This window comes from Curtobacterium caseinilyticum (assembly GCF_030363035.1).
Taxonomy (GTDB): Bacteria; Actinomycetota; Actinomycetes; order Actinomycetales; family Microbacteriaceae; genus Curtobacterium; species Curtobacterium caseinilyticum.
This window is the reverse complement of sequence record NZ_JAUCMN010000006.1, coordinates 82146-104704: the sequence shown is the minus strand read 5'-3', so window position 1 is coordinate 104704 and position 22559 is coordinate 82146. Positions and strand designations below refer to the sequence as shown.

General features: G+C 73.0%; 19 protein-coding genes. 17 read left to right on the top strand and 2 right to left on the bottom strand.

Translation table 11 applies throughout. The features are described 5' to 3' along the window. Positions 1 to 49 precede the first annotated feature (49 nt). Positions 50 to 448 (bottom strand): pilus assembly protein CpaE, encoded by a 399-nt coding sequence (locus QUG93_RS10010; protein ID WP_289473758.1) that lies wholly within the window; start codon positions 446 to 448, stop codon positions 50 to 52. 342 nt (positions 449 to 790) lie between these two features. Here QUG93_RS10010 and QUG93_RS10005 point away from each other — a divergent pair, with 342 nt between their 5' ends. The 3 genes from QUG93_RS10005 (at position 791) to tatA (ending at position 5558) form a co-directional block, all read left to right on the top strand. Beyond that, complete coding sequence (locus tag QUG93_RS10005) at positions 791 to 3475, top strand: glycoside hydrolase family 2 protein (RefSeq protein WP_289473757.1); 2685 nt, start codon at positions 791 to 793, stop codon at positions 3473 to 3475. Positions 3476 to 3652: 177 nt separating this feature from the next. Then, positions 3653 to 5029 (top strand): sugar transferase, encoded by a 1377-nt coding sequence (locus QUG93_RS10000; RefSeq protein ID WP_289473756.1) that lies wholly within the window; start codon positions 3653 to 3655, stop codon positions 5027 to 5029. Positions 5030 to 5264: 235 nt separating this feature from the next. Then, positions 5265 to 5558, top strand: a complete 294-nt coding sequence (gene tatA / locus QUG93_RS09995; protein WP_434533100.1) for a twin-arginine translocase TatA/TatE family subunit — start codon at positions 5265 to 5267, stop codon at positions 5556 to 5558. A gap of 96 nt (positions 5559 to 5654) precedes the next feature. On the opposite strand, the gene QUG93_RS09990 is transcribed toward tatA, so the two are convergent. After that, positions 5655 to 6839 carry a heparan-alpha-glucosaminide N-acetyltransferase domain-containing protein gene (locus QUG93_RS09990; protein WP_289473755.1) on the bottom strand — a complete coding sequence of 395 codons (1185 nt, stop codon included), beginning with the start codon at positions 6837 to 6839 and terminating at the stop codon, positions 5655 to 5657. 152 nt (positions 6840 to 6991) lie between these two features. Here QUG93_RS09990 and QUG93_RS09985 point away from each other — a divergent pair, with 152 nt between their 5' ends. The 14 genes from QUG93_RS09985 to QUG93_RS09920 all read left to right on the top strand — a co-directional run bounded on the left by QUG93_RS09985 (position 6992) and on the right by QUG93_RS09920 (position 22556). Next, a complete protein-coding gene (locus QUG93_RS09985; RefSeq protein WP_289473754.1) occupies positions 6992 to 8386 on the top strand; it encodes an MFS transporter in 1395 nt (464 codons plus the stop codon). 51 nt (positions 8387 to 8437) lie between these two features. Further along, on the top strand, positions 8438 to 10606 hold the full coding sequence (locus QUG93_RS09980) for an ATP-dependent Clp protease ATP-binding subunit (protein WP_289473753.1): 2169 nt from the start codon (positions 8438 to 8440) through the stop codon (positions 10604 to 10606). Positions 10607 to 10737: 131 nt separating this feature from the next. After that, entirely contained in the window at positions 10738 to 11391 is a 654-nt protein-coding gene (locus tag QUG93_RS09975; RefSeq protein WP_289473752.1) for a response regulator transcription factor, read from the top strand. Further along, entirely contained in the window at positions 11388 to 12515 is a 1128-nt protein-coding gene (locus QUG93_RS09970; RefSeq protein ID WP_289473751.1) for a sensor histidine kinase, read from the top strand. The genes QUG93_RS09975 and QUG93_RS09970 overlap by 4 nt, the downstream gene beginning before the upstream one ends. A 47-nt stretch (positions 12516 to 12562) precedes the next feature. After that, on the top strand, positions 12563 to 13084 hold the full coding sequence (locus tag QUG93_RS09965; protein ID WP_289473750.1) for a hypothetical protein: 522 nt from the start codon (positions 12563 to 12565) through the stop codon (positions 13082 to 13084). After that, on the top strand, positions 13081 to 13599 hold the full coding sequence (locus tag QUG93_RS09960; RefSeq protein WP_289473749.1) for a hypothetical protein: 519 nt from the start codon (positions 13081 to 13083) through the stop codon (positions 13597 to 13599). The genes QUG93_RS09965 and QUG93_RS09960 overlap by 4 nt, the downstream gene beginning before the upstream one ends. Next, positions 13596 to 14642, top strand: coding sequence for a peptidoglycan-binding protein (locus QUG93_RS09955; RefSeq protein ID WP_289473748.1), 1047 nt, complete (start codon positions 13596 to 13598; stop codon positions 14640 to 14642). Before QUG93_RS09960 ends, QUG93_RS09955 begins: the two co-directional genes overlap by 4 nt. Continuing rightward, positions 14639 to 15409, top strand: coding sequence for an ABC transporter ATP-binding protein (locus QUG93_RS09950; RefSeq protein ID WP_434533099.1), 771 nt, complete (start codon positions 14639 to 14641; stop codon positions 15407 to 15409). Before QUG93_RS09955 ends, QUG93_RS09950 begins: the two co-directional genes overlap by 4 nt. Then, positions 15406 to 16608, top strand: coding sequence for an ABC transporter permease (locus QUG93_RS09945; protein ID WP_289473747.1), 1203 nt, complete (start codon positions 15406 to 15408; stop codon positions 16606 to 16608). The genes QUG93_RS09950 and QUG93_RS09945 overlap by 4 nt, the downstream gene beginning before the upstream one ends. 91 nt (positions 16609 to 16699) lie before the next feature. Then, a complete protein-coding gene (locus tag QUG93_RS09940; protein WP_289473746.1) occupies positions 16700 to 17254 on the top strand; it encodes a DUF2231 domain-containing protein in 555 nt (184 codons plus the stop codon). A gap of 141 nt (positions 17255 to 17395) precedes the next feature. Then, the gene (locus QUG93_RS09935) at positions 17396 to 18184 is read left to right on the top strand and encodes a DeoR/GlpR family DNA-binding transcription regulator (protein ID WP_289473745.1); all 789 of its coding nucleotides are present in this window, start codon (positions 17396 to 17398) and stop codon (positions 18182 to 18184) included. Next, on the top strand, positions 18181 to 19206 hold the full coding sequence (locus QUG93_RS09930; RefSeq protein ID WP_289473744.1) for a 1-phosphofructokinase family hexose kinase: 1026 nt from the start codon (positions 18181 to 18183) through the stop codon (positions 19204 to 19206). Before QUG93_RS09935 ends, QUG93_RS09930 begins: the two co-directional genes overlap by 4 nt. Positions 19207 to 19289: 83 nt before the next feature. Then, positions 19290 to 21422: a PTS fructose transporter subunit IIABC gene (locus QUG93_RS09925; protein ID WP_289473743.1), complete on the top strand. Its 2133-nt coding sequence runs from the start codon at positions 19290 to 19292 to the stop codon at positions 21420 to 21422. A 357-nt stretch (positions 21423 to 21779) separates the two neighbouring features. After that, positions 21780 to 22556: a DedA family protein gene (locus QUG93_RS09920; RefSeq protein ID WP_434533098.1), complete on the top strand. Its 777-nt coding sequence runs from the start codon at positions 21780 to 21782 to the stop codon at positions 22554 to 22556. Positions 22557 to 22559 lie beyond the last annotated feature (3 nt).

The following is a 22559-nucleotide window of genomic DNA, read 5'->3' as shown; positions in this document are numbered from 1 at the left end:
ACCACCGGCCGCCGGGGCGGTCCCGTTCCGTGCCGAGGAACGGGACGGGTCAGTCCAAGGCGGCGGTGATGTACGCGAGCAGTGCGGCGCCGTACGCCTCGGCCGCGTCCTCGTGCCGGAACGCGCGCCCGGCCCCGTCGATCGTCGCCGTGACGACGAACCCCGCCGTCAGCGAGACGAACGCCGGCCCGAGCAGGTGGCGCAGCTGGTCCTCGCGGGGGAGCCAGAGCGACTCGGACGCCTCGACCGAGTCCAGCGCCCACTCCGTCGTCCCGTTGAACCCGAGGACCGTGCCGCTCGGGTGGTCGTGCCGTTCGACCGTCATCTCGGAGATCGTGTAGACGTCGTCGTCGACTCCCGGCTTGTCGATGACGAACCGGTCGCCCGTCGCCGGGTGCCAGCGGAGTCCGGCGTCGCGGAGCGACCGGGCGAGTTCGACGGTGATCACGGCACCACCCTGCCACGAGCGCTCCCCACGCGACCCGGCTCCCGGCCGTCGCGCGGCCGGGCACGCGGCCGGGCACGGGGCCGGGAGGACGCGTCGCGCGGTCCCGCGACCCGGACGTGTGCGTCGGCAAGGTCGCCGTACTAGCATCGCCGAGCACCCCCGCACGCGACGAGCAGTCGTCCGCGCGCGCGGACGCGACGACGCCTGGGCAACCGGTGCCGCGCCTCCCGGCCGTCCACACGGCCACGGGCACGACCGCCGGCCGGCGTCCCGGTCCGGAGTCGGCGACCAGCCGCCCCGGGTCCCGTCCGCCCCTTCCCGTCCGCCCAGCAAAGGACCCGCATGACCCTCGAGCGCGAGGAACTCCGCGACGACTGGACCGTGGCGATCGCCGGTGACCAGGTGCCGGCCGGAGCGCCGGCCGGCATCGCGGGACGCACGCTCCGGGCCACGGTGCCGGGGCAGGTGCACACCGACCTCGAGCGCGAGGGGCTGGTCGCGGACCCGACGTTCGACCGCAACGAGGACGGCGCGAAGTGGATCGGTCGAGCCGACTGGGCCTACCGACGGACGGTCGACGTCTCGGCTCGCGGCCACGAGCGGGTCGACCTCGTCTGCGAGGGACTCGACACGGTCGCCGAGCTCAGCCTGGACGGTGTCGTGGTCGGCACCACCCGGAACATGCACCGTCGCTACCGGTTCGACCTCAACGAGGTGCCCGGAGCCGCGGGGGAGCGTGAACTCGAGCTGCTCTTCGGGTCGCCCTACCGCGAGGCCGGCCGCGTCGCCGCCCGCGCCGGCGCGATGCCGGGCCCGTACGACGAGCCCTTCCCGTACGTCCGCAAGCAGGCGTCGAACTTCGGCTGGGACTGGGGGCTCACCGCCGTGACGAGCGGGCCCTGGCGTCCGGTCGCGATCGAGCGCTGGTCCACCGCCCGGCTGGCAGAGGTGCGGCCGCTCGTCGACGTCGAGGCGGGCGAGGGCGTCCTCGACGCGCACGTCCGGGTCGAGCGCTCGGGGATGAACGACCTCGACCAGGACGGTGAGGACGACGACCTCGTGCTGGTCGTCACGGTGGCCGGTCCGACGGCGGACGGTGGGACGACGCGGCAGCGGTCGCGGGCGCAGCTGACCCCGAAGGACGACGAGACGGTCGTGACGGTGCGCGTGCCGGAGGTGCGGCGCTGGTGGCCCCGGGGGTACGGCGAGCAGCCCCGGTACGACGTGACCGTCGAGCTGCAGACCGTCGACGGCGAGGTGCTCGACCGTCGCGTCACGAAGACCGGCTTCCGCTCGGCCCGCATCGACACCGCGGACGACGCCGTCGGCAAGCCGTTCACCGTCGTCGTCAACGGCACCGTCATCGACGTCCGTGGCGTCAACTGGATCCCGGACGACGTCATCGTGTCGCGGGTCGACCGCGAGCGCATCGCCGGTCGACTCGGCGTCGCGGCGGACCTCGGCGTCAACCTCGTCCGGGTCTGGGGCGGCGGGGTCTACGAGTCCGACGACTTCTACGACGTGTGCGACGAAGCCGGCCTGCTCGTGTGGCAGGACTTCGCCTTCGCGTGCGCGGCCTACCCGGAGATCGAGCCGATCCGCAGCGAGGTCATCGCCGAGGCGCGGGACAACGTCGCCCGCCTGTCCGGTCACCCGTCGCTCGTCGTCTGGAACGGCAACAACGAGAACATCTGGCTGCACGACGCCGACGGCTGGGCGGACGTGCTCGGCGACCGCGGGTGGGGTCTCGACTACTACCTCGACCTGCTGCCGACGATCGTCGACGCGGTCGACCCGTCACGCTTCTACACGGTCGCGTCCCCGTGGTCCGGGTCGGAGAGCCTTCCCGCGAACGACGTCGACCACGAGACGCACCACTCGTGGGACGTCTGGAACCGGCTGCCCGACGACCACTACCGTGATTCCGTCCCGCGGTTCGTGTCCGAGTTCGGCTGGCAGGCGCCGCCCGCCTGGCGGACCATCCGCGAGGCCGTCACGGACGAACCGCTGCGCGTGGACTCGCCCGGTGTCGTCCACCACCAGAAGGCCGACGACGGCATGGGCAAGCTGGCGCGGGGGATCGAACCGCGCTTCGGGTCCGTGGACCCCGCCGACTTCGACCGCTGGCACTACCTGACGCAGCTGCAGCAGACGCGGGCGATCGCGACCGGCGTCGAGCACTGGCGGACGCACTGGCCCCGGAACACCGGTGTGATCGTCTGGCAGCTCAACGACCTGTGGCCGGTCGCGTCGTGGTCGGCCATCGACTCGGCGGGGCGGCTGAAGCCGCTCGCGCACGAACTGCGGCGTCTGTACGACGACGTGCTGCTGGTCATCCGACCCGTCGCCCGTCCGTCGGACGGAGCGTCCCGTCCGACGACGGACGACCGGCCTGGAGGCACGGACCACGTCGATCGGTCGGCTCCCGCTGACGAGCCGGCCCAGTCGGGCGAGCTTGCGGACACGTTGTCGCTCGGGGTGTCGCCCGGGTCGTTCGGGCACTCGCCCGTCGAGCTCGCGGTGCGCTCCTCCCGGAGCGGCCGCGACAGCGTGGTGCGGGTCCGGCGCATGCACGTGTCCGGCGCGATCCTCGCCGAGGTCACCCTGCCCGTCCGGCTGTCGGAGGCCGGGGTCGCCGTCGTCGACCTCCCCGAGTCGGTCGGCGTCCTCGACGACCCGACCCGGGAGCTCGTCGTCGCGGACATGGACTGGCGCCGCGCGGTGTGGACGGCCGCGCCCGACAAGGACGTGCGGTGGGAACCAGCGCGGTACCGGACGACGGTGACCCCGGCGGCCGACGGTGACGGGCACGACCTGGTCGTCGAGGCGCAGTCGCTCGTGCGGGACCTGCTCGTGCAGCCGGACCGCGTCGCGCCGACGGGGACCGTGGACCGCGGGTTCATGACGCTGCTCCCGGGGGAGCGTGTCGGCTTCCGGGTCCGTGGTCTGTCCGACGCGGAGGCCGCGCAGCTGGTCGAGGGCCCGGTCCTGTGGTCGCTCGCGGATGTCCTCCACACTCCTGTATGACGCATCGTGTACTGATATACTGACCGGGTCCGGTGTCACCGGACCCGGCACGCCATCCGCCTGCCGGTCACTGCCCGGAGGTACTGGATGTCGATCGCGGTGCGTGAGCCCTCGGCGAGCACGCCTCGGCGGGCTGCCCCTGCGGGTGCCCCGCGTGGCTTCTCCGTCGCTGTCGGCATGCTCGACCTCGGGCTGCTCGTCATCGCGTTCGGCGTCGCGCACTCCTTGCGGTTCCCGGGGGACATGTCCCCCCTCGTCGCCAGCCCCGGCCTGACCGAGGTCGTGACGGCCCCGGCGATCATGCTGCTCTGGATGGTGTTGCTCTCCGGCTTCCGGACGCGCGACCCCCGCATCGCCGGGATCGGTGGCGAGGAGTACCGACGGCTCGTGACCGCCAGTCTCGTCGCCGGCGCGACCGTCGCCGTGATCGCCTACGCGGTGCGACTCGACATCGCTCGGGGGTACGTCGCCATCGCGTTCCCGCTCGGGCTGGTCCTGCTCGCCCTGGGGCGCAAGGCCGTCCGCACCGCCCTCGCTCGGCGTCGCGCTCGAGGGCAGCAGCTCCTCGACGTCCTGCTCGTCGGTGACCTCGACGACGTCCGGTACGTCGGCCGCCGCATCGCCGCGATGCCGGCAGCCGGGTACCGGGTCGCCGGCGTCGTGACCGACTGTGCCGCCCCCGGCGCCGAGGTCTCCCTCGGCGGAGCCACGGCCGAGGTGCTCGGCGGCATCGACGACGTGCTCGGCGTTGCGTCCGGAGCTGGCGTCGCTGCCGTGGTCGTCGCCGGCGCCGTGCGTGGCGGTCACGAACGGCTGCGCCGGCTCGGGTGGCAGCTCGAGGAGCGGGGCATCGAGCTCGTCGTCTCCTCGCCGCTCGCCGACATCGCCGCGGGACGGGTGCACGAGCGCCCGGTCGACGGTCTGCCGCTCATGCACATCGAGACCCCGGACTACCGGTGCCGTCGGGGCAAGCGGCTGCTCGACGTCGTGGGGGCTGCCCTCGGCCTGCTCCTGCTGGCTCCCGTGTTCGCGGTCGTCGCCCTGGCGATCCGCCTCGACGACGGCGGTCCGGTGTTCTTCCGGCAGCGCCGGGTCGGCCGTGGCAGGCAGCACTTCTCCATCCTCAAGTTCCGCACGATGTGCGTCGACGCCGAGGCCCGCGTCGCTGAACTCGCGGTGGTGAACGAAGGCAGCGGACCGTTGTTCAAGCTGCAGGACGATCCCCGCGTCACCAGGGTCGGCGGGTTCCTGCGGCGGACGTCACTCGACGAACTCCCGCAGCTCTGGAACGTCCTCACCGGGTCGATGAGCCTCGTCGGGCCCCGCCCCGCGCTGCCGAGCGAGGTCGCGGTGTACGAGGACTTCGCCGACCGTCGGTTGCTGGTCACGCCCGGCATGACCGGGCTGTGGCAGGTGAGCGGCCGCTCGGACCTCGACTGGGCCGAGGGCGTCCGGCTCGACCTGCACTACGTCGAGAACTGGTCGTTCCTGCACGACCTCGTGATCCTCGCCAGGACGATCCCGTCCGTCCTGCGGTCCCGCGGCGCCTACTAGCCGCCCCACCGACCCCGGCCGCGCCTTGACCCGCGACCGGAACGGCGCACCCCCGGAGCGCAGCGGCCTCCGGGGGTGCTGCCGTTGCTGCACGCCGTGCCTGTGCGAACGGTGTCCGTTCCGGCTCCCGCCTGGGCTTCCGGACGGGCGCGGGTTACGATGATCGGACGACGGACTCCCGCTCTCCCGATCGACGATGACCGGGCGGGCGTCGCCAGAACCAGAACTAGGAGACATGATGCTCGGAAACCTGACGGGGATCCACCTGCTGATCATCCTCGGGATCGTCATCCTGCTGTTCGGTGCGACCAAGCTCCCGGCGCTCGCCAAGGGCCTCGGGCAGTCGATCAACATCTTCAAGAAGGAGATGGGTGACGACAACAAGAACAAGAACGACGACGGCACGGTCAACACGGTGGTGACGGACCCCGCGGCGCACACCACGGCGCAGCCGACCGCGCAGCCCGTCGTCAACCCCGGCCCGTCGGTGCAGCCGAATGCGCACTCGACCGCCGAGCCCAAGAACTAGGACACCCAGCCCCGTCCTGTCGGCAGCCCCCGCGACCACTCCGGTCGCGGGGGCTTCGGCGTCCGGGCCCGATCCCGGCTCGGTTCCGGCTCGGCGTCAGCGTGCCGTGGTGGGCGGGTCGTCGAGCGCTCGAGCGGCTCGTCGGACGAGGGCCTCCAACGGCCCTCGACGCCCGGAGCGCTGCACCACGAGGGCGAGGACGACGGCGGCCACGACGAGGACCTGGAACGGTCCCCATCCGCCGAGCGCCGGCAGGGGATCTGGCTCACCGGACCGCGACCAGACACCGATGGCCAGGACGTGCCCGCAGTACAGCGTCAGTGCGAGGCGGCCGACGACGCTGAGCGGGAGGAGGACCGTCGGGGTGAGCCGGGCGACGAGTCCGAGGATCGCGAGCACCGCGAGGGCGACGCCGAGGGCCCCGACGAGCTCGAAGGGCGACCCGGCGTGCGGGGTGACGTCGACGAGCCGCGTCCATGCGATCGGCGGGAACGGCGGGTTCTCCGCGACGAGGTGCGGGCCACCGGCAGGCATCGTCGCCGTCGGCTCGGTGGCGCTGCCTCCGGCCGAGCCGACGGGGATCGTCGTCCCGACGGGTCCCGTCACACCGAGGGCGGCGCCGAGGGCGATTCCGGTGCCGTAGCCGAGCACACCCAGGCCGACGCCCACCAGGAGCGTCCGGCGCACGACGTCGACGCGGTCGAGCCCGAGGCGCGCCACGAGCACCCCCGCGAGGACGATGCCGAACCACGACACGGCTGGGTAGCCGGAGAACAGCAGGCTCGCGATGCTGCTACCGCCGGTCACCTCGACGACGGCCTGACCGACGAGGGCGAGCACGGGGCCGACGACGAGGGACAGCGTGGCCGCGAGCGTGACCCAGCGCAGCCGGAGCCGCAGGAACGGCAGCGCTGCGACGAAGAGCACGGCGTAGGTCGGCAGGATCACGAGCACACCTCCGGGGACCAGGGTGAGGAGGCCGCCGATCGCCAGCAGGGTCGCGGCGCGGGCGAGCACGTGTCGTCGGTCTCGGATCCGACCGTCCTCGCCGGGACCCGTGGTGAGCAGCACCAGGGAGATGCCGGCGCAGAGCGCGAACAGGACCGCGGACCGGCCGTCCACCAGGTCCGGCCAACTCGTCGGATCCGACCAGTCGAACGGGGTGTCGACGACGCCGACGTGCGCGGCGAACATGCCGAGGACGGCGAGCCCGCGGGCGGCGTCGAGGCCGGTGAGTCGCGGGCGGGAGTGAGCGCGGGGGGAGGAGGTGGAGTGGTGCATGTCGGCGATGCTCGCGAGCGCGGTGTTTCGTCGACGCAACCAACCGGTCGCACGACCGACCGACACCCTGACCGAGCGGTACCGCCGCGTGCTCGGCCTGCGACTGCCGCCGTGATCGGCCGGCGACCGCCGCGGGCGAGGATGATGGCGACATGACCGCACCGGCCGCCACGGCCCCGCTCCGCGACGACCGACGGGTGGTCCTCGTGGTCGCGATCCTCGCGTCCTTCGTCGTGGGGCTCGACACGAGCGTCGTGAACGTGGCGCTCCCCGCGATCCGGCAGGACCTCGGCGGCGGGCTCGTCGTGCAGCAGTGGGTCGTCGACGCCTACCTCGTCACGCTCGGGTCGCTCATCCTGGTCGCCGGGTCGCTCTCGGACGTGTTCGGCCGGGTCCGCATCGTCACGTGGGGCCTCGTCGTGTTCGGCGTGGCCTCGGTCGTGTGCGCCGCGGCACCCACGGGCGCGGTGCTCATCGTCGCCCGTGCGCTGCAGGGTGTCGGCGGTGCCCTCGTCACGCCGAGCTCGCTCGCGCTGATCATCGCGGCGTACCGCGGTCCGGCCCGGACGAAGGCGATCGGCACCTGGACGGGGTGGTCGAGTGCGGCGATGATCCTCGGGCCGCTCGTCGGTGGTCTCATCGTCGACGGACTCGGGTGGCGGTGGATCTTCGTGCTCACCGCGCTGCCGATCGTCGTCACCGTCGTCCTGGTCTCGCGGATCAGCGGCGACGTGCACCCGGAGCACCGACCGCGGATCGACGTCGTCGGCGCCGTGCTCGCGGTGCTCGGCGCGGGTGGCGTGGTCCTCGGGCTCATCGAGCAGGAGCGGCTCGGCTGGGGGGCGCCCGTCGTGGTCACCGCACTGGTCGTCGGTGCCGGGTCGCTGCTCGCCTTCGTGCCGTGGGAGCGACACGTGACGCACGCGGGCCGGCCGCCGCTCGTCCCGCTCGACCTCTTCCGCGCGCGGAACTTCTCGGTCGGCAACGCCGCGACGCTCTCGATCTACGGCGCTCTCGGCATGGTCGGCTTCGTCGTGACCCTGTTCGTGCAGGAGGTCTGGGGCTTCCCGGCCTGGCTGGCCGGCCTCGCGACGCTGCCGCCCACGCTCCTGCTCCTGGCGCTGTCGTCGACGGTCGGCGCCCTGGCGGGTCGGTACGGTCCGCGGTGGTTCATGGCCGCGGGTCCAGCGATCGCCGCGGTCGGCGCCCTGCTCATGACCGGTGCCGGGCAGGACCCGCGTGGGTACTGGTGGTCGGTGTTGCCGGGGCTGGTGCTCATCGGCGTCGGGATCGCGACGATGGTCACACCCCTGACGAGCGCGGTCCTCGGATCGGTCCCAGAGTCCGAGGCCGGGGTCGGGTCGGCGGTCAACAACGCCCTCGCCCGGATCGCGAGCCTGGTGGTGGTGGCGCTCGCCGGGGTCGTCCTGGCCGGCGAGATGAGCACGGCGGGCTTCCACCGCGCGGCGCTCGTGATGGCGTGCCTGCTGCTCGCCGGGTCGCTGGTCAGCGCCGTCGGGATCCGGAATGCACCACTGCGTCCGTAAGTTGAGTGGAGTAGACTCAAGTACACCTCGACCGCACGGAAAGGACGAACCATGGCGAACCTCCAGGGCGCTCCCGACTCCCAAGAGCGGCAGAAGACCGCTCTCGAGCAGTACGGCGTCGACCTCACCGCGATCGCCCGGAGCGGCAAGCTCGACCCGGTGATCGGCCGCGACGCCGAGATCCGTCGTGTCTCGCAGGTGCTGACGCGGCGGACCAAGAACAACCCCGTGCTCATCGGTGAGCCGGGCGTCGGCAAGACCGCGGTCGTCGAGGGGCTCGCGCAGCGCATCGTCGCCGGCGACGTCGCCGACTCGCTTAAGGACAAGCGCCTCGTCTCCCTCGACATGTCCGCGCTCATCGCCGGCGCGAAGTACCGCGGCGAGTTCGAGGAACGGCTCAAGGCCGTCCTCAAGGAGATCGACGAGTCCGACGGCCAGGTGATCACGTTCATCGACGAGCTGCACACGCTCATGGGCGCCGGCGGCGGCGAGGGTTCCGTCGCGGCGTCGAACATGCTCAAGCCGATGCTGGCGCGCGGCGAACTCCGGCTGATCGGCGCGACGACGCTCGACGAGTACCGCGAGTACATCGAGCAGGACGCCGCGCTCGAGCGCCGCTTCCAGCAGGTGTTCGTCGGGGAGCCGAGCGTCGAGGACACCGTGGCGATCCTCCGCGGGCTCAAGGAGCGGTACGAGGCGCACCACAAGGTGACGATCAACGACTCGGCCCTGGTGGCCGCGGCGAGCCTGTCGAACCGGTACATCTCCGGGCGCCAGCTCCCCGACAAGGCCATCGACCTGATCGACGAGGCCGGCAGTCGCCTCCGCATGGAGATCGACTCGAGCCCGATCGAGATCGACGAGCTGAAGCGGAGCGTCGACCGTCTGCGCGTCGAGGAGTTCGCGCTCAAGCAGGAGAAGGACGACGCCTCGAAGGCCCGGCTCGAGACCCTGCGTGCCGAGCTCGCCGGCCGCCAGACCCGGCTCGACGAGCTCGAACAGCGCTGGCAGGCCGAGCGCGCGAGCCTCAACCGGATCGGCGAGCTCAAGCAGCAGCTCGACGAGCTCAACATGCGCAGCCAGCGGGCGCAACGAGAGGCCGACTACGAGACGGTCTCGCGGCTGGAGTACGGCGAGAAGCCCAGGATCGAGGCAGAGCTCGCTGCCGCCGAACAGGCCGAGAGTGCCGACCGAATGGTCAACGACAGCGTCACCGACGAGGACATCGCCGCCGTGATCGCCCAGTGGACCGGCATCCCGATGGGACGCCTGCTGCAGGGCGAGACCGAGAAGCTCCTGCACCTCGAGTCCGAGCTGGGACGCCGGATCATCGGGCAGCGCAGCGCCGTCGGCACCGTGTCCGAGGCCGTCCGCCGCACCCGTGCCGGCATCTCCGACCCGGACCGCCCGACCGGCTCGTTCCTGTTCCTCGGCCCCACCGGCGTCGGCAAGACCGAGCTGGCCAAGGCGCTCGCCGAGTTCCTGTTCGACGACGAGAAGGCCCTCGTCCGGATCGACATGAGCGAGTACGGCGAGAAGCACTCGGTCGCACGGCTCATCGGTGCTCCGCCCGGCTACGTCGGGTACGAGGCCGGCGGGCAGCTCACCGAGACCGTCCGCCGTCGGCCGTACTCCGTCGTGCTGCTGGACGAGGTCGAGAAGGCACACCCCGAGGTCTTCGACGTCCTGCTCCAGGTGCTCGACGACGGCCGCCTGACCGACGGACAGGGCCGGACGGTCGACTTCCGGAACACGATCATGATCCTGACGTCGAACCTCGGTTCGCAGTTCATGACCGACCTGACGCTCACGGAGGGCCAACGCGAGGAGGCGGTGCGCGAGCTCGTCCAGCAGGCCTTCCGCCCGGAGTTCGTCAACCGTCTCGACGACATCGTGGTGTTCCAGGCGCTCACGACCGACGACCTCGGCCAGATCGTCTCGCTCTACGTGGACCGCCTCGCACGGCGGCTGTCGGACCGGCGACTCGAGCTGGCAGTGACCCCGGCAGCGCGCAGCTGGCTCGCCGACCGCGGCTACGACCCGGTCTACGGGGCGCGCCCGCTCCGCCGCCTGATGCAGCGGCAGATCGACGACCGGTTGGCGCGCGCGATCCTGTCCGGTGACGTCGGCGACGGGGACACCGTCCGTGTGGACGTGGCCGCGGGCGGCGACGAGCTGACGGTCGAGCCGTTCGAGCTCGCGGAGATCGTCGAGGAGTAGGTCGGACCCGCCCCGCGGTGAGGTGCCGGACAGGAGGCCCGGTGCCGGTCCCTGGGACCGGCACCGGGCCTCCTGTCCGTGCGTCCCTGGCCTCTCAGCCAGCCATCAGGACCGACATGTGCAATACCAGTATGCGCGTACTGGTTGCGGACGACGAGACCTCCCTTGCCGACCTCGTGGCTCGAGGACTCGTCCGGCAGGGCATGGCCGTCGACGTGGCGTACCGCGGCGACGAGGCGGACGAGTTGCTCGCCGTCAACGACTACGACGTGGTCGTGCTCGACCGTGACCTGCCCGGGCTCCACGGCGACGAGGTCGCGCGGCGGGCAGCCGCTCGCGGGGCGTTGACCCGCATCCTCATGCTCACCGCCGCGACGACGCTCGCTGACCGCGTGCACGGCCTCGAACTCGGCGCCGACGACTACCTGGCGAAGCCGTTCGAGTACCCGGAGCTGGTCGCCCGGGTGCGCGCCCTCGGCCGGCGCAGCGTCCCGCCCGTCCCGCCGGTGCTCGAACGCGGCGGACTCCTCGTCGACTCGAACCGCCGCATCGCGACCCGCGACGGGCGCCCCCTCGACCTCACCGCGAAGGAACTCGGGGTGCTCGAGGTCCTGCTCCGGGGGGACGGACGCATCGTGTCGAGCGAGGAACTGCTCGAGAAGGTCTGGGACGTGAACACCGACCCCTTCACGGCGGCGGTGCGGGTCACGGTGTCGAAGCTCCGCAGGAAGCTCGGAGCGCCCGACCCGATCCGGACGGTCCCGGGGCGGGGCTACGCGCTGTGACGCGCGGGTGGAGCATCGGGACCCGGACCGCTGTTGCCTTCGCGCTCGCCACGATGGCCCTCGTGGCCGGCGCCCTGGTCTTCGTGAACCTGGCATCGCAGTGGTCGCTCAGCAACAGCACGACCGAGCTGGCCCGACCGCTGCCGTGGGGCGCGACGACGTCGGTCGGACCGGACCCGGACGTGCGGGCCGACGGCGCCGCCCCGGTCGCGTTCGTCCGTGTCGTGGCCGCACAGCAGTGGCAGTGGTCGGCGGTCGGCGTGGTCGTCGCCGGGGTGCTCGCCGGTGTGCTGGGCTGGCTCCTGAGCCGGAGCGTGCTCCGCCCCATCGACCGGATCACGAGGACGGCGGACCGGATCTCCGCGTCCACGCTGCACGAACGGACTGCACTCGACGGGCCGGACGACGAGGTCCGCCGACTGTCCCGCACCATCGACGCCCTGCTGGACCGACTCGAGGCCGCGTTCGACGCGCAGCGTCAGTTCATCGCGCACGCCGCGCACGAGCTCCGCACGCCGCTCGCGGTGCAGCGTGCCTCGCTCCAGATCGGGTTGTCCGACGGCGACGGACCGCAGGACGTCGCCGCGGTCCGGGCCGAGCTGCTCGAGCAGAACCGGCGGACTGAGCACCTCGTCGAGTCGTTGCTCGTCCTCGCCGAGGCCGAGCGGGGGCTCGCGGACCGCACCGCACCGATCGACCTCGTCGCGATCGTCGCGGACGTCGTGGCGCAGGCCGGTCCCGATGCCGCGCGGGCCGGCGTCGGGATGGAGACGGAGTACGGGGCCGAGCCGGTCGGGCTGACCGGTGAGCCGCTGCTCGTCCGACAGCTCGTCGGCAACCTGGTCGACAACGCCGTCGAGTACAACCACGTCGGGGGCTGGGTCCGCATCCGGACCGGTCTCGAGGGTGTCACCGTGGAGAACACCGGTCCGGTGCTCGACCCCGCCCTGGTCGACGGGCTCGCCGAACCGTTCCGGCGGGGTGGCGAGCCCGGGACGAAGCGGCACAGTGGGCTCGGGCTGTCGATCGTCGCGGCGATCGCCGAGTCCCACGGCTGGACCGTGCACGCCGCGGCTCGTGACGGGGGAGGGCTCCGCGTGTCTGTCGGTGTTTCGCCGATGTGACGTCACGAGGACGCCCCGTGAAACAGGCCGACCGATGTGCTGGGAGCATGATCACCAGCACGAACAAACCGAGATCACCCCGGGCCGCGCGCGTCGCCGCGGTCCTCGTCCTCGCCGTCTCGGCGTCGATCGCCCTGTCCGCGTGCAGCGGCGCAGGGTCTCCGTCGGCCGCCGACACGCAGTCGACCTCCGGCATCGGCGCGCGGTGGGGTGCCTGCATGCGTGACGCCGGGTTCGACGTCGAGGACCCGGCGGACGACATGGTCGCTTCGGGCACCGTGACGATCCCGCAGGGCGTCGACCAGGGGCGCTACGAGGAGGAAGCCGCTTCGTGCTCCGACCGGGTCGGCGTGCAGCGTGCGGACACGAGCGAGGAGCAGAAGTGGGCGCGGCAGTACTCGCAGGTGGCGGACTGCATCCGTGAGCACGGGTACGACGACTTCCCGGAGCAGACCGACGGTGGCATCACCACGCAGGGGTACCCGCGAGCAAGCGAGCCGGAGTTCGAGGAGACGTTCCAGCAGTGCCTCCACGAGTACTCGCCCGACACGAAGACGCAGGCGCGATGAGCGCCGTCCGACCGGGTCGGGCCGTCAAGACGGTCTCCGGGGTGCTCGCCGCACTCGTCGTCCTGCCCGCAGTGCTCGCGGGCTGCGCGACGGCGGCACCCGACACATCGACGAGCACTCCCGCGAGCGTGCACGACGCCGCCGCCTCCGCGTCGTTCACCGCGTGCCTGCGCGAGCAGGGCTTCGACGTCGAGGACCCGACCGGGACCGCCGCGGGGTCGGAGCAGGTGACGATCCCGGACGGCGCCGATCCCGCCGCCTACGGGCGAGCCGTCGAGGAGTGCGCCGCACGGTCCGCACCGGACGGCGCCGCAGAGCCCGCCGAGGAGTTCCGGCCCTCCGCCCGGCAGCGTGAGGCGTTCGGCACCTGCATGCGGGAGCGGGGGCTGCCGGACTTCCCGGACGACGAGCACGGCCAGCAGACGTACGTGCCGTCGGACGAGGGGGCGTTCCTGGACTCCTCGGCGGCCTGCAGCGAGGAGGCCTACGGGCTGCGGACGGAGGTCGCACCGTGACCCGCCGGCCCGCACGTCGCACGCTCCTGGTCGCCGCGGGCGTCCTGGTGGCGCTGGCGGGTGCCGGCGCGGGGACGTGGGCAGTCGTCGGCGACACCACCGGGGCGGACACGGCGACACAGCACCGCTCGGCGCACGCGACGAGCACCGTGACGAAGGGCGACCTCACCGACGCGAAGACGTTCTCCGGCACCCTCGGGTACGGCACCGCCGTCCCGCTCCCGGCGACGGCGCACGGCACGCTGACCTGGCTGCCGGAGCCGGGCTCGGTCGTGCACCGCGACCAGCCGTTGTACGCCGTCGACGAGCGGCCCGTCCGCGCCCTGCACGGACGGGTGCCGCTCTGGCGCCCGCTCGAACGGGGCGTGTCCGGCGAGGACGTCGCCCAGCTCAACCAGAACCTGGCCGCACTCGGGCACGACGTCGCACTCGACGACGTCTTCGGGCCTCGGACGCAGCGGGCGGTCCGGGCGTGGCAGCGCACCCACGACCTCCCGGTCACCGGGGTCCTCGACGGGGACCAGGTCGCGTTCGTGGACGGCGACGTCCGCGTGGACGGGGTGACCGGGCAGCTCGGTGCGCCGGCCGGCGGTGACGTCCTGTCGCTGACGAGCACGAAGCGGGTCGTGACGGCGGTCCCGCCGGAGCAGGACGCCGAGCGGCTGGCGGTCGGGACCTCCGTGACCGTGCGGGTGAACGGCGTCGGTGACCCGATGCCCGGGACGGTCGTCGACAGCCGTCCGACGAAGACGGAGAGCGGTGGGGCCGCCGTCGAGGTGACCATCGCCTTCGAGTCGGGGGACCGGGACCTCCCCGCGGCGGCCACGGCACAGGTCGTGGCGACGGGACGACAGGAGCGCGGCGTGCTCTCCGTCCCGGTGGCAGCCCTGGTGGCCGGGCCGGGCGACGGCTTCGCGGTCGACGTCGTGCGGCGCGACGGGACGACGAAGCGGGTGTCGGTGGACGTCGGGTTCGTCGCCGCCGGGCGTGCCGCAGTCACCGGCGCCGTGCACGAGGGCGACCAGGTCGTGGTGCCGTCGTGAGCGCCGTGGCGCGGTCCGAGCGGACGACGGCGGCTCCCGCGACCCCACGCGACGGGGTACCGACGGTCCTCGCGCTGCGCGACGTCACGAAGGTGCACGGTGACGTCCGGGCCCTGGGCGGGGTGACGCTCGACGTGCGACGCGGTGAACTGGTCGCGGTGGTCGGGCCGTCCGGCTCGGGCAAGTCGACGATGCTGAACATCATCGGGACCCTCGACCGCCCGACGTCGGGGACCGTGTCGGTCGCCGGGGACGACGTCGGGACCCTGTCCGACGACGCGCTCGCACGGCTGCGTGCCGACCACATCGGCTTCGTCTTCCAGCACTTCCACCTGCAGGCCGGCGCGACGGCCACCGAGAACGTCGCGGACGGGCTGCTCTACGCGGGGGTCCGTCGGAGCGAGCGGCAGCGTCGGGCGGTCCGAGCGCTCGAACGCGTCGGGCTCGGTCACCGCGTGGACCACCGGCCGCACCAGCTGTCCGGTGGCGAGAAGCAGCGCGTCGCGATCGCGCGGGCGATCGTCGGCGACCCGACGGTCCTGCTCGCCGACGAGCCGACGGGCGCGCTCGACACCGCGTCCGGTTCGGCCGTCCTGGCGCTCCTGCGCGAGCTGCACGCCGGCGGCACCACCGTGCTCGTGATCACGCACGACCTCGAGCTCGCCGCCTCGCTGCCCCGGCAGGTCCGGATGCGGGACGGCCTGGTGCAGTCGGAGTCGTCGTCGGACGCCGCGGCCCTCGCCGCCGCGATCCGGGGTACCTCGTGACCGCGGCGCGTCCGTTCGGCAGGCGGAGCCTGGGGCCCGGGGACCTGCTGCGCCTCGGCGTCTTCGGGCTCCGGACCCGACCGGGACGGGTCGTCCTCTCGGCGCTCGGCATCGCCATCGGCATCGCGGCGATGATCGCGGTGGTGGGGATCTCCTCGTCCAGCAAGGCCGCTCTCGACCGCGTGCTCGACCAGCTCGGCACCAACGTGCTGACGGTCACGCAGGCCGACGGGTTCGGTGCGACGCCGCCGCTGCCCGCCACCGCGGTCGACTCGCTCGCCCGGCAGGACGCCGTGCAGTCGGTCGCCGGCGTCGGGTCGGTGACCGGCGGGCGGGTCTACCGGAACCCCTTCGTCCCGACCGCGGAGACGAAGGGCATCGGGGTGCTCGCCGCCGAGGGCGACGTCCCCGACGTCCTCGGCGGACGCGTCGCCTCCGGCAGGTGGCTGGACAGCCGGGAGGACGCGCCACCGCAGGCCGTCCTCGGGTCCTACGCCGCCGAGGCGCTCGGGATCCGCTCCGTGGACGCCGACACCCGTGTCTGGATCGGCGGTCAGTGGGTGCAGGTCGTCGGGGTGCTCGGACCGTTCGAACTGGCGGAGGACCTCGACAGCCAGGTGTTCGTGCCCCGGGCGCTCGCCGACCAGCTCGGCTTCGACGGCCACCCCACAGCGGTGTACACCCGGGTCGACCCGGACCAGGTCGCCAGGACCCGGGCGCTCGTCCCGCGAGCGGTGCAGCCGCTGGCCCCGCAGGACGTGGCCGTCACCCGGCCGTCCGACGCCCTCGCGGCGAAGAACGCGACGGACGACTCGTTCACCGGACTCCTGGTCGGCATCGGAGGCGTGGCGTTGCTCGTCGGCGGCATCGGCGTCGCGAACACGATGGTGATCACCGTGCTCGAACGCCGGGCCGAGGTCGGGGTCCGACGCGCGCTCGGCGCGCGTCGGCGGAACATCCGCGACCAGTTCCTGGTCGAGTCGTTGCTGTTGTCGTTCCTCGGCGGCGTCGCGGGTGTCGTGATCGGCGTGGCGGTCACGATCACCTTCGCCGTGACGCAGGGGTGGCCGGTCGCGATCCCGGTGTGGGCCGTGCTCGGTGGGCTCGGTGCCACCGTGGTCATCGGTGGGGTGTCGGGCCTGTACCCGGCGGCGCGCGCGGCGCGCATCCCACCGACCTCCGCCCTGGCGGCCGTCTGAGCAGCCCGCACCGTCCGCACGGCGCACCGGTCTGGAGGCCCGGTGCCGGTTCCTGGAACCGGCACCGGGCCTCCCGGCTAGCGTCCAGTGCATGCCTGAGCTGCCGATCATCCGTCGCCTCACCGACTCCATCGAGCACGCGAGCGTGCTCGACAAGGCCGTCGACCTCGACACGCGCGTCGTGCGGGCCGTCGCCCGGCCGAAGGCCCTGCGGCAACTGCTGCACGGCGTGCCGTTCGGTCACCCGCTGCACCCGCTCATGGTCCAGGTGCCGCTCGGCGCGTGGATCTCGGCGGCCGTCCTCGACACGATCGGTGGGAAGGGCAACGCCCGTGCGGCGCAGACCCTGACCGGCGTGGGGATCGCCTCCGCCGGGAGCGCGTCGATCGCGGGCTACGTGGACTGGTCCGAGCTCTCCATCGAGCAGCGCCGCACCGGGTGGGTGCACCAGGCGGTCAACTGGGTGGGCATCACGTTCTTCGGCCTGTCGTGGTGGCAGCGCCGGAAGGGGAACACCGCCGCCGGCAAGGCGCTCGGGTTCGTCGGTCTGGCGGTCGTCGGTGTCGGCGGGTACCTCGGCGGTCACCTGTCGTACCGCCAGCGCGCCGGCGTGGGGTCGAGTGATCGCGTGCCGTTCGACGACTGAGCTCGCGGTGATCGAACGCCCGTCCCGTTCCAGCGGGGCGGGCGTTCCTGCGTTCGTGTTGGTTCTCTGACGGAACAGTTGCGTTCGTGTGGGTTCCGGACGTACAGTTCCTGAAACCAACGGGAACGAAGGAGTTCGGGCATGTACGCAACGGAGCGGCAGGACGCGATCGCCGCCGCGCTGCAGTCGGCCGGACGGGTGTCCGTCGCCGACCTCGCCGACCACTTCGACGTCACGACCGAGACCGTCCGCCGCGACCTCGACGCCCTCGAGACCGCCGGAGTCCTGCGCCGCGTCCACGGCGGGGCGGTGCCCGTCGGACGCTCCAGCGTGGTCGAGCTCTCCGTCGCCGAGCGCGAGGGGCAGCACGGCACCGCGAAGACGGCGATCGCCCGCGCCGCGATGCGCCTCGTGCCGTCGACCTTCACCGGCTCGATCGCCCTCGACGCCGGCACCACCTGCGCGGCCGTCGCCGCCGAGCTCGCCCGCTGGGAGCCCGCGACCGCCGGAGCGACCCTGACCGTCGTCACGAACTCGGTGCCGATCGCCGCGACCCTGCAGCACAGCGAGCACGTCGAGCTGCACCTGCTCGGTGGTCGGGTGCGCGGGGTGACGAGCGCCGCGGTCGGCACCGCCACGGTCGAGCAGATCGGGGCGCTCCGGCCCGACATCGCCTTCGTCGGCACGAACGGCCTGTCCGCCGGGTTCGGGCTGAGCACCCCCGACGAGTACGAAGCCGGTGTCAAGGGCGCGTACGTCCTCGCCGCACGGCGGAGCGTGGTCCTCGCCGACGCCGCCAAGCACGGGGTCGAGGCGCTCATGCGCTTCGCCCGCCTCGACGAGATCGACACCCTCGTCACCGACCAGGAGCCCCCGGCAGACCTCGCCGTCGCGCTCGCCGACGCCGACGTGGAGGTCGTGGTCGCATGAGACCCGAGAGCGGCACCGTCCAGCACAGCACCCGCATCGTCACCGTGACGCCGAACCCGTCCCTCGACCGCACGATCGAGCTCGCCGGCGAGCTGCAGCGCGGCGCCGTCCAGCGTGCCGTCCGCACCACGGCGGAGCCCGGCGGCAAGGGCGTCAACGTCTCTCGGGTCGTCGTCGCGAGCGGTGGTGACACCCTCGCGGTCCTGCCCGGTGACGAGCTCGACCCCGTCCTGCTCGGCCTCGCGACCCGGGGCATCCCGACCGCCGCACTGCCGATCGGCGCCCCGCTCCGCTCGAACGTCACCGTCACCGAGCCGACCGGCACGACGACGAAGCTCAACGAGCCCGGACCCTCGCTCGCCGGGCGGCTCGACGACCTCGCCGCGCTCGTCGCCGACGCCGCGGGTCCCACCCCGACCGGCCCGGCCGCCCGCTGGGTGGTCTTCGCCGGGTCGCTGCCGCCGGGGCTCCCCGACGACGCACTCGCCGTGCTCGTCCGTGCGGTGCGCGAGCGCCACGGCGACGCGGTCCGGATCGCTGTCGACTCGTCGGGCGTCCCGTTCACGGCGCTGCTGCAGTCCGGTGAGCGGATCGACCTGGTCAAGCCCAACGCCGAGGAACTCGCCGAGGTCGTCGGCGGGGACCCGGACGTCTACGAGCAGGACCTCGAGGCCGCCGTCGCGGCCGCCCACCGCCTGCGCGAGAAGCACGTCGACACCGTGCTGCTCACCCTGGGCAGCGCGGGCGCCGTGCTCGTCTCGGGCGAGGGCAGCCACGTCGCCGCCGCACCCCGCATCGTCGCCCGCTCGACGGTCGGCGCGGGCGACTCGTCCCTCGCGGGCTACCTGCTCGCCGAGGTCGCCGGAGCTGCCGCGTCCGAGCGTCTCGCCCAGGCCGTCGCGACGGGGGCCGCCGCCGCGGCGCTGCCCGGGAGCGACGTCCCCGCCCTCGACCACACCGACCCCGGCAGCGTGACCGTCCGGACCCTGCACGCGACGCAGGTCCCGGCACCGATCGCCTGAACCGGCCCAGCAGCACCACCCCCGCAGCACCACCCCGAACCAGCACTGCCCGCGCCACGGCGCCACTGCAAAGGAGCAACCCCATGTCCGCAGACACGACGCAGCGCCTCATCAGCGCTGACCTCGTCGGCCTCGACGAGGACCTCGGCGCGACGTCGTCCGACGTCATCCGCGTGCTCGCCGACCGCGTCGCCGCGACCGGCCGCGCGGCCGACGGAGCCGTCCTGGCCGAGGACGCCATCAAGCGTGAGGCGAGCGTCGGCACCGGCGTGCCCGGCGGCATCGCGATCCCGCACGCGCGGTCGGCGTCGGTGTCGAGCCCGACGCTGGCGTTCTCGCGCCTGGCCCGGAAGGTGCCCTTCGGTGCCCCGGACGGCGACGCCGACGTCGTCTTCATGATCGCGGTGCCGGAGGGTGCCGACAAGGACCACCTCACCGTCCTGTCGACCCTCGCCCGGGCGCTCATCCGCGACGACTTCACCGCCGCGCTCCGTGCCGCCGCCACCCCGCAGGAGGTCGTCGACCTGGTGCAGCGCGAGGTGGGCGGCGAGGTCGCCGCAGCCGGCGTCGGGAACGCGAGCAGCGCCTCCCGTCCGTCGACCACCGACGCAGCAGGCGCGACCGCCGCTGCCGGCGCGGGCGCGTCCGGCACCGCAGGTGCCCGCAAGGTCATCGTCGGCGTCACCGCCTGCCCGACCGGCATCGCGCACACCTACATGGCGGCCGACGCCCTCGTCGCCGCTGCCGAGCGCGCCGGTGCCGAGATGCACGTCGAGACGCAGGGCTCCTCGCAGGTCGAGCCGCTCGACCCGGCGCTCATCGCCCGCGCCGACGCCGTCGTGTTCGCGGTCGACGTCGACGTCCGCGACCGCGGCCGGTTCGCCGGCAAGCCGCTCGTGTCCGGACCGGTCAAGCGCGGTGTCGACGAGCCCGACGCGATGATCGCCGAGGCCATCCGTGCCGCCGACGACCCGCACGCCGCGCGCGTCCAGGGCGGCGCCGCGACCGCGTCCGAGTCGAACGGGGCCGACGAGCACTTCGGTCAGGCGCTCAAGCGCTGGTTGCTCACCGGTGTGAGCTACATGATCCCGTTCGTCGCGGGCGGCGGGCTCCTCATCGCCCTCGGCTTCCTGCTCTCCGGCTACGCCATCGCGCTCCCGCACGGTGACTCCGGGCAGAACAACGCCGTCTACACGCTGACGAACTACACGCTGCTCAACCTGCCGCCGGAGGGCCTCGGCTACTACCTCGGCGCAGCGGCGTTCCAGATCGGCGGAGTGTCGCTCGGGTTCCTCGTCGCCGCGCTGGCCGGCTACATCGCCTACGCGATCGCCGACCGTCCGGGCATCGCGCCGGGCTTCGTCGCCGGGTCGATCGCCGTCTTCATGAACGCCGGCTTCCTCGGCGGGCTCGTCGGTGGTCTCATCGCCGGTGCAGCCGCATACTGGATCGGACGGATCCCGACGTGGCGTTGGCTGCGTGGCCTGATGCCGGTCGTGATCATCCCGCTGTTCGCGTCGATCATCGCCTCGGGGCTGATGCTCCTCGTACTCGGCGGGCCGATCGCGTGGCTGATGACCCAGCTCACGGCGTGGCTCAACTCGCTCAACGGCGCCTCGGTGATCCTGCTCGGCGTCATCCTCGGCCTGATGATGGCGTTCGACCTCGGCGGTCCGGTCAACAAGGTCGCGTACTCGTTCGCCGTCGCCGGGCTCGGTGCGGGCACCGCGAGCAACGTCGTGCCGTTCGAGATCATGGCCGCCGTGATGGCCGCGGGCATGGTCCCGCCGCTGGCCCTGGCGCTGGCGTCGACCCTCCTGTACCGCAAGGGCTTCACCAAGCCGGAGCGCGAGAACGGCAAGGCGGCGTGGCTGCTCGGTGCCTCGTTCATCTCCGAGGGTGCGATCCCGTTCGCCGCAGCCGACCCGCTGCGGGTCATCCCGGCGTCGATGGTCGGTGCCGCGGTCACGGGTGCGCTGTCCATGGCGGCGGGCGTCACCTCGCGGGCGCCGCACGGCGGGGTGTTCGTGTTCTTCGCGATCGACTCGTTCGTGATCTGGGTGCTCGCGATCCTGGCAGGCACGGTCGTCTCCGCGCTGGTGCTGGTCGCCCTGAAGAAGTGGGTGCGCCGCGCTCCCGCCGCGGACGCCGCTGCTGCGCAGCAGGCCGCGGTGGCCGGCGAGACGGTCGGCCAGCGCGCGCCGGCCGCCGTGTAGCGGTCATCACCACCTGACGGACGGGCGCGCCCCGCTCAGCGGCAACGCGAAGCGTTGCGCGGGGCGCGCCGACCGAGCCTGCGAGGGAGGCCCGTGGCGGATCCGCCACGGGCCTCCCGTCCGTCATCCCCGCGAGACGCCCCCCCGAGACGCCCCCGCCACTGCCGCGCCCGACCCGCGTCGTCGAGGTTCCGCGATCGCGGAACGTCGCGCGCCCAGCCGCCCCTCCGTGGAACCCCGGCGATCGGCCCGCGGTGCGTCGTGGAACCCGGGCGACCGGGAGTCGGGCGCGTCGAGCCGTGTGCATCGCGCGGGTGCGCACCGCGGTCTGTCAGGACACTCAGGGACACTGGCGGCATGACGACCGCCCTCACGCTGCCGCCGACCCTGTCCGTGACCACCACTGCAGCCGGGTCGCGGCCGGAGGGCACCGAGGACATGGGCGGGCTGTCCGGCCTCGTCCTGCAGCTCATCGACGCGCTGGGGGAGTGGGGCGTCGCGCTCATGCTCTTCGTCGAGACGGTCTTCCCGCCGATCCCGTCCGAGGTGATCCTGCCCCTCGCGGGCTTCCTCGCCGGAGCCGGGCGGATGAACCTGGTGCTCGTGCTGCTGCTCGCCACGCTCGGCTCGTACCTCGGCGCCCTGGTGCTCTACTGGCTCGGCGCGGCGATCGGCTTCGAGCGGACCGTCCGCTGGCTCGGCAAGCTGCCGCTCGTCGACGAGGACGACTTCCGCAAGGCCGCCGACTGGTTCCACCGGCACGGCAAGAGCGCGGTGTTCTTCGGACGCTTCGTGCCGATCGTCCGGAGCCTCATCTCGCTGCCGGCGGGTGCCGACCGGATGCACCTCGGGACGTTCTCGGTCTTCACCATCATCGCCAGCGGCATCTGGAACAGCGCGCTGGTGCTGCTCGGGGCGGCGTTCGGCACCCAGTACGACAAGGTCGAGCAGTACACGGAGTGGATCGACCGCGTGCTGTACGTGGCGATCGCGGTCGTGGTGGTGACCTTCGTCGTGCGCCGGGTGCGTCGAGCCCGTGCGCAGCGGCACGAGCGGACAGCGGACACCGGGCCGGACGGTCGGCCGGACCCGGCCGTCCGCGGACGCCGCCGTGCGACGCCCACGAACGACTGACGG

Bases quoted from the DNA above. Each gene is read 5' to 3' on its own strand.
- QUG93_RS10005 (WP_289473757.1), top strand. From the start codon at position 791: ATGACCCTCGAGCGCGAGGAACTCCGCGACGACTGGACCGTGGCGATC.
- QUG93_RS10000 (WP_289473756.1), top strand. From the start codon at position 3,653: ATGCTCGACCTCGGGCTGCTCGTCATCGCGTTCGGCGTCGCGCACTCC.
- tatA (WP_434533100.1), top strand. From the start codon at position 5,265: ATGATGCTCGGAAACCTGACGGGGATCCACCTGCTGATCATCCTCGGG.
- QUG93_RS09990 (WP_289473755.1), bottom strand. From the start codon at position 6,839: ATGCACCACTCCACCTCCTCCCCCCGCGCTCACTCCCGCCCGCGACTC.
- QUG93_RS09985 (WP_289473754.1), top strand. From the start codon at position 6,992: ATGACCGCACCGGCCGCCACGGCCCCGCTCCGCGACGACCGACGGGTG.
- QUG93_RS09980 (WP_289473753.1), top strand. From the start codon at position 8,438: ATGGCGAACCTCCAGGGCGCTCCCGACTCCCAAGAGCGGCAGAAGACC.
- QUG93_RS09975 (WP_289473752.1), top strand. From the start codon at position 10,738: ATGCGCGTACTGGTTGCGGACGACGAGACCTCCCTTGCCGACCTCGTG.
- QUG93_RS09965 (WP_289473750.1), top strand. From the start codon at position 12,563: ATGATCACCAGCACGAACAAACCGAGATCACCCCGGGCCGCGCGCGTC.
- QUG93_RS09960 (WP_289473749.1), top strand. From the start codon at position 13,081: ATGAGCGCCGTCCGACCGGGTCGGGCCGTCAAGACGGTCTCCGGGGTG.
- QUG93_RS09940 (WP_289473746.1), top strand. From the start codon at position 16,700: ATGCCTGAGCTGCCGATCATCCGTCGCCTCACCGACTCCATCGAGCAC.
- QUG93_RS09935 (WP_289473745.1), top strand. From the start codon at position 17,396: ATGTACGCAACGGAGCGGCAGGACGCGATCGCCGCCGCGCTGCAGTCG.
- QUG93_RS09930 (WP_289473744.1), top strand. From the start codon at position 18,181: ATGAGACCCGAGAGCGGCACCGTCCAGCACAGCACCCGCATCGTCACC.
- QUG93_RS09925 (WP_289473743.1), top strand. From the start codon at position 19,290: ATGTCCGCAGACACGACGCAGCGCCTCATCAGCGCTGACCTCGTCGGC.
- QUG93_RS09920 (WP_434533098.1), top strand. From the start codon at position 21,780: ATGACGACCGCCCTCACGCTGCCGCCGACCCTGTCCGTGACCACCACT.